Source organism: Ruminiclostridium sufflavum DSM 19573, assembly GCF_003208175.1.
In the GTDB taxonomy this organism is placed as follows: Bacteria; Bacillota; Clostridia; order Acetivibrionales; family DSM-1351; genus Ruminiclostridium; species Ruminiclostridium sufflavum.
Genome location: NZ_QKMR01000002.1, coordinates 300,024 through 306,023, shown reverse-complemented (window position 1 = coordinate 306,023; position 6,000 = coordinate 300,024). Strand labels below are relative to the sequence as shown.

The window sequence follows — 6,000 nt, the reverse complement described above, 5'->3', positions numbered from 1 at the left end:
AGATGGATCGATTGGCACATATGTGCCGCCGGCTTTAAGAATTCCGTAGATTCCTACTATCATCTCCATGCCGCGCTCTGCCAGTATCGCAACCCTATCCTCCGTATGGACGCCAAGCCTGCGCAGATGCATTGCCAACCCATTGGCTTTCCTGTTCAGCTCCGCATATGTCATGATTTCGTCTCCGAATTTTAACGCTGTATTATCCGGGGTTCTGGCTGCCTGTTCTTCGAAAAGCTCAACAATAGTCTTGTCTCTTGGATACGCCGCACAGGTGTCGTTGAAAGCACCAAGGATTGTCTCCCGCTCTGCGTCGCCGAGCATCTCCAATTCTGCCATGCGCTTGTCCGGGTTTGCAAACAACGAATCCAGCATCGTAATAAGATGTCCGCAAAAAATAGATATATCTTCCTGCGAAAACACTTCTGCACGATAATCAAGCACAAATTGCAAGGAGCCCCCTGGTTCCCGACGTGCATGGAATGCGAGGCTGTCCGCTTGCGTTCCCGGAGAATACCATGTATGAGAAAATGATTCCGATACAAATTGGCTGGTGTCAAAGGAACCAAAATTCTGGTAGCTGAACATTATATCTGAGGGTGCCTGATTCTGCCCCTGAATCTGGTAATAATCAGCCAGAATATGATTCCAGCTGTACCGGAAGTGTTTTGCAGCTTTTATAAAATCCTTCGTAATTGTCTTGATGGCTTTAGCCGCCGTATCTTCGGAAGCTCTTTCAAACACGCCGTCAAAAACAACAGGAATCGTATTGACATACATTCCGGGTGATGCCTCTTCCACCGCTCCCTTCCGGCTCCTCATCACGGCACACAAAATGCTGGTTGGCTTGCTGCGCACATGCTCCGAGACGCACCGGGCAAAGCATGACAAAAGTACCGCAAATTCCGAAACGCCGGATCTATTGCAGTATCCTTTCAATCGTTCTTCAAAATCTGACGCCAACGGGTACGAGAATCTCTTCGATACCAGCGAATGCCTTGCGCCCCGCGCGATTCTTGTCGGTTCGGTAATAACTGACAGCTTGTCTTGCCAAAACTCCCTGTCCTTCAGAAATTGCAGGCTGCCGGCATAGTACTTTGCTTCCTGCTCAATGAATTCCTGATAGCGGTATTCTGGCTCGTCGATCTCCTTATTCATTGTAACAGCGTCGTAGTATTTTTTCACCCGTGCCAGCAATAGAATCGCACTTACTCCGTCTATCAGCATGTGAGAGCCTTTGATGAGGAAACCATATTTGCTGTCATAGCTGAAGGCTATGATTTCACAAAGAGTCTCGTCCATTCTTTGTTCCGCATAGCCGGCAGCAAAGGCTGAATAAGCGGCGGCGCTGGGAAACTCCCGAACACTTCCATACATGCTTTTGGGGTCATAGTCCCTGAAAAACTGCATGGGCACACCATCCGATTCCGTCACCTCGGTACGCAGGACTTGATTGTGCTTGTACAATAAGCTGATAGCTGTACTGGCGGCAAACATGTCCTGCTTTCCGTCAAATGAGACATCAACGGTCACACTGTGGTTCATCGATTCGGACAGCTGTTGTGTGAACCAAATCGACTTTTGTGGCTCCGTCAATGAAAAATACGCACATTCTTTATTTTTTTCATCCATTTTCTTTTCTCCTAATACTCTGAAATTTTTTTATTCGCTCTTGTTTATCTTTAAAGATGCCGGTAATATGTCTCTTATTCAAATTCTAATCGTAAAGCTCTCTCACCCTTTAGATAACTATATTAAACAGCATCTGTTTCTCTCAATATTTTTCATCCTCTTTCAGCTCACTGTGAAAATCAGCGCAATATCATATATTAGCTGACATAATGCTTGTACCATATCCTTTTATCATTTTCATATCTTAACTCCCTGCTTCTCATTAATAAACGCATTCTTGAAAATATGCAGTATATTTTTTGAGCATTAAGCTGAATCTTTCATGACTTAGACTTTCATTTTGGAAAAAAAAGAAGTGGCCTCCTTCAAAAAACTCGCAGTCAATTTCTTTTGAAAAATATTGCTGCCAGGCATCAATCCGCTCGTCAAGCAGTTCTTCATCGCTCCCGCGTACAATAGTGGCCGGGCATGAAATTTTAACAGCTGATTTTGGCATGTAAGCGGTTGCTGCAGCAAAGTCTGCCTTGGCAATGGGATAAATAAACTCCATAATATCTTTATTTTGAAGCAGCTCTGCGTTAGCGTCATTCATCAGGAGCAGCTCCTCCATGATTTCACCTATGCTCATATTGGCGTAGTCTTTGTCGGTCCTCTTCGCTGCGGGGGAATCACACGCAAATAAAAACAAATGCTCTGGAAGCTGTAAATTGAGTTCTTGAAAAAGATAACACAACTCAAGACAAACCAGAGCTCCCATGCTATACCCAAAAAGAAAATAGGGCTCATTTTTGTTTTTTCCTTGAAATTGAGGCAAAAGATCCAGCGCCATTTCTTGAATTGTAACATAGGATTGCTCGTCACATCGTCTGCCATGTCCAGATAGCTCCACAGGCTTCACATTGACAAAATTATGCACCCTTCTTTCAAGAGGATGATAGATATTAGCCGTACCCACAGCATAGGGTACAGCATATAGCCAAATATGATTCATATTACACCCCGTATCTTAATTAAGTATATAGTCCCAAATCTAAGTGGGACGGGTCGAAAAAAAATAAATTACTATTTAATGTCCGCTGATACATCCTTGCTACAGCCTTCCGCCGTTTCAAAATTGGTGAAGCAGTGAAATACTGCGATTCATCGAGCAATCATATATTTTAGGGGTCTATTAGTCCTGCACCGGGCATGCTTCACGACGTTCAGGAATGCACTTTCCGGATTTTTTACGGTAATATCTCTACCCAGCCGTCTTCACCGTTTACTCTTATCATATCCCCAGTGCAAATGGATTTTGTTGCGTTATCTACACCCACCACTGCCGGCAAACCGTATTCTCTTGCAACAACACTCCCATGAGTTACCATACCCCCGACTTCTGTAACTAGTCCGATAATAGAAAGGAAAACAGGTGTCCATGATGGATCTGTAAATCTGGTAACTAATATTTCTCCCTGTTGAATATCCTTCGCATTGAAAATATCTACTATCACTCTTGCTCTACCAATAATAGTACCTTTTGATACACCAATTCCAACAAGCGAATTATTTGGGGCTTTCGTATCATGAAAAGTTTTAATGACCTCACCATCAGAAAAAACAATTCTGGGTGGATTCAATATTTCATAATGATTATAATCAATTTTCATTTTATCAATTTTTTCGTAATTGATTTTATTTCCACAGAAAGCACTTTTTAATTCTTTGAAGTCCATATAATAAATATCATCTATATTTCTAATTCCTAACCGTTTTGCTTCTTTTATAAGAGCCTGTTTATAAACCCAGAACTGACGCATCATGTAATATTTGGGAGCTTCACGTAATCCCCAGAAATTGCGGTAAAACAGAATCCTTTTTTTCAAAACCTTTGACTTTGCTTTCATCAACAGCTCGTCAATTACCTTTTGACTTTCTTTCAAACCCCTTTCAAATATTATGTCAGCATGACCGTCCGGTTGATTCAGATCTGCTAGTAGGATTGCAATTAAAGCCTTATGCTCTTCTGAATAACGCGGTTTTGTAATGTCTATCTCACCACTGCAACGGCAACCATATTTATTTAAAAAAGCTGAAAATTCAGTCCCAATCTTGGTAATATCTTCGCCTCCATTTTTTAGATAATCCACAAGCTCAGGTTGTCTGCGTACTATATCAGCAATCCGTCCGAGCTCTATCCCCATTTCACTTGTAATATTATTAGGGATGGATTTTCCTATTTCGCTAATAATATCATTTTCCCCAATGTATTTTTCGCTCTTTTTTTTGATATATGAGGCTATAACCCTTGCAACAGAAATGCATCCCCATATAGGATCCCGAAAGGCTTTTACAAGGTTGTTTTGTATGTCTCTTTCAATAAAACTCACTAATTCACCTTCATGATGATTAGCTATTTCCTTCTCGAGTTCCTTGACAGAGTCCTCCATGCGCCTAAAATACTTTTGAATTACTGAAACATCATTCTTGATATACGTCTTCCAACCCATTATAATAGTTGGAAGTATATTCTTTGGTAATTTAAAGCTAAATTCTCCTTTTGGAATAGAGCGGATATATTCCTTTCTTTGTAAAACCTCTTGAACCCCATCATAAATCCTCTTGTCAAATCCTTTGAATTCCCATAATAAGAGATTTCTTCTGAATAAGCTTTTTAAGTGACGTGTTATATCCACATATATCCGCCCACCACAAAACGAGGGTGATTCTGTTCCCATCATAAGCGATAGGAATTCACCGCCGAGGGGAAGAATGGTGTTTGTCATCATCTGCAAATGTCCCATAGAGTAATAGCAGCGTTTAAAGCCATCTGATGACTGGGGCTTCGGATAAAGCGTGGTTATCGGCCTGGCCTGTACGATATAAAAGGTATCGTCTTTTAAACACCACTCTATGTCTTGTTCACTACCAAAACTATTTTGAATCTTATTCCCAATTTGAACAAGCTCATATATTTTCTCATCCGATATTTTATTTTCTCCGCTCTTTTGTATATTACCGTTCTTAATTTTATACATGGTCGGTATTTTCCGCCCGGAGACTAACTCCTCACCAAGTCCGGAAACTGCCTCAATTATTGTGGTCAACCTATCGGAACTGGAAGGATCGGCCGTGAACATAACCCCTGAGTATTCAGGAGCAACCATTTCTTGTAAAACCACCGCCATCGAAAATGTATGTATTCCATTTTTTTCTCTGTAATGTAATGCCCGTTCATTATTGATGGATGCAAAACAGTTATTGATTGCGTTTTTTATGTTTTCCAAACCACTGATATTTAAATAAGTATCTTGCTGACCTGCAAATGAATTAGCAGGCATGTCTTCTGCGGTTGAAGAGGATCTCACTGCATATATGCCATTTAGAGAAAGGGATGAAAGCTCTGTTTCCCATTCTATTGGATATTTTTCATCAAACACTTTTGTAGTAATAACATATCCCACAGGCACATTAAATCCATGGTGAATGAGACGTGCAAGATTCGCTCCTTTACCGCCTGAAATATCTACGTTTTGTGCACTTATATCTGAAAGACTTAATATGTAATTTATTTCTATTCCCCCTTTTATATGAAACTTTATTCAATGTTCCAATCGCCAACCTCATAATTTATTTATCCTTTACCTCTGCTATAACCTTTTATTAAGCAGTGGTCTGAAATTCTTTATTCGTTAGCGGGAATATATGAGAATGCAAAGCCGAGCTCAATTGTACATTTTCCGCCTTTCAGACGTTTAACATGGTTTTTCCCTGAGCTTATGCTTAAGTCCGTTAATGCCTTCTTTAAGCAATTCGACTTTCCTTGCGATTTCAATGTCATTTTTTTCAAGTGCTTACTGAGTTCTGCAATTTAAAAAGAAGCCTTAAAAAGAAAGGCGTTGAAGTGGTAGAAAACGCACTATTATCGCAATTTCACTGATAATTTTTACGCCGTTTTCTTTATGTTCAAATTCGTCGAAGAATGGAACGGGACCGATATGTGCAAAGTCGCTAGGCCACCGGTGTCACAAAAAAACAGAAGCAAAAAGCTATCCAAATGCAATTAAACTTCTTGTTTTTCAAGGCTTATTAAAAGCTTCTGATTTGTACGTATCTTAAATTTTAATCCTATATTTTCCCATTCGTTGCCGTTTCCTATGGGCTTTTTTGCTATGCGCCTTTGTTGCCCGCCGCACAATATTCTTTCACGCTTTTCCTCCGAAAAAGTTTTGCTCTCTTTTTTTTGTATTAAGCTACCTCCTTAATATTACTTTTTTTACAAAATAACTGTTTATAATACGATAGTATACACTTTTTGTATGTTTTTGTAAACAGATTAAGGTATTAATTATATGAATTGCCGACTGATAATAATCAAGTAAAACACCT

At 40.1% G+C, this 6,000-nt stretch carries 3 protein-coding genes; all 3 read right to left on the bottom strand.

Annotation, left to right across the window (positions count from 1 at the left end):
• Positions 1-1,632: condensation domain-containing protein (locus LY28_RS02735; RefSeq protein WP_133250172.1), on the bottom strand; the 1,632-nt coding region annotated here is incomplete at its 3' end.
• A 262-nt stretch (positions 1,633-1,894) separates the two neighbouring features.
• Positions 1,895-2,623, bottom strand: a complete 729-nt coding sequence (locus LY28_RS02730; RefSeq protein ID WP_110460634.1) for a thioesterase II family protein — start codon at positions 2,621-2,623, stop codon at positions 1,895-1,897.
• A 235-nt stretch (positions 2,624-2,858) separates the two neighbouring features.
• Complete coding sequence (locus LY28_RS02725) at positions 2,859-5,075, bottom strand: PEP/pyruvate-binding domain-containing protein (protein ID WP_133250171.1); 2,217 nt, start codon at positions 5,073-5,075, stop codon at positions 2,859-2,861.
• Positions 5,076-6,000: the final 925 nt, after the last annotated feature.